Origin of the sequence: Acinetobacter sp. HR7, from assembly GCF_000773685.1 — a bacterium.
Lineage (GTDB): Bacteria > Pseudomonadota > Gammaproteobacteria > Pseudomonadales > Moraxellaceae > Acinetobacter > Acinetobacter thermotolerans.
The window spans coordinates 1-859 of record NZ_JPQO01000110.1 but is presented as its reverse complement, the minus strand read 5'-3'; the positions used below and the strand labels follow the sequence as shown (position 1 = coordinate 859).

Sequence of the window (859 nt, the reverse complement as noted above, 5' to 3'; positions counted from 1 at the left end):
TAGATCTCTTGCGAAAGTTAATTTAAGAGCATCCAATTCACCATTCCAGCAACTAAATTCATTCTTAGACCAAATCGTTTCCGTCTATTTCTATAGCGTTCTGTTAATATCCGAAAATGTTTAAGTTTGCCGTTGATATGTTCAATTGTAATCCTACGCCGACTAATTTCTTGATTGATCCATTTTGCTATTTTGGGTAATGATAAATTCTTAGGTTTCTTGATTGGAATGAGTAACTTACTCTTAATCTGATGAAATCCTTTATAGGCTAAATCTGCCATGATACAAGGATAAAGGAGCATCTCCTTCAAATACTTACGCGCAATCTTCAGATCATGTTTTCTACCACTTTCGACCTGTATACTTACAATTTGCTTTAGTCTTGGGTTAAAAATGACCTGTGTTTTTAGCGTATGTTTCTTCTTTTTACCACTATAGAATTTTCTTTGTTTTTTTGGGACGCTCAATCTGTGATTCAGTGACATCAACGATCACATAATCCCCCTCACTAAACTTTTGATTCCTTTTAGGCAATGCGAAAATCCGTGATTGAATCAGAGCATTTTCAACTTTCTGAATCGTACGATTCACATTGCTTTCGGCTAGGTTATAGTCAGCAGATAACTCAATTTGAGTTCTATAACAGCGTAAGTAATTTAAAGTTAACAACAATTGATCCTCTAAACACAACGAATGAGGTCTTCCAGATTTTTTCTTGGCAAGTTCGGCGTGTTGTAACACCGATACCATTTTTAAGAATAATGGACGAGGAACTCCAACGAGTCGTTTAAATTCCCCATCATTAAATCGAATTAAATTTTCATATTTCATGGGGCTAGTATAAACAATTTTTTACTTT

General features: G+C 34.6%; 1 protein-coding gene. It reads right to left on the bottom strand.

The window, feature by feature from the left end; genetic code table 11:
- Positions 1-17: 17 nt before the first annotated feature.
- Positions 18-831 (bottom strand): IS5 family transposase gene (locus tag GW12_RS15380; protein WP_152598534.1). Its coding sequence is split into 2 segments (ribosomal slippage): positions 18-443 and positions 445-831, totalling 813 coding nucleotides; the frame shifts between segments, so codons are not numbered across the junction.
- Between the last annotated feature and the right edge of the window lie 28 nt (positions 832-859).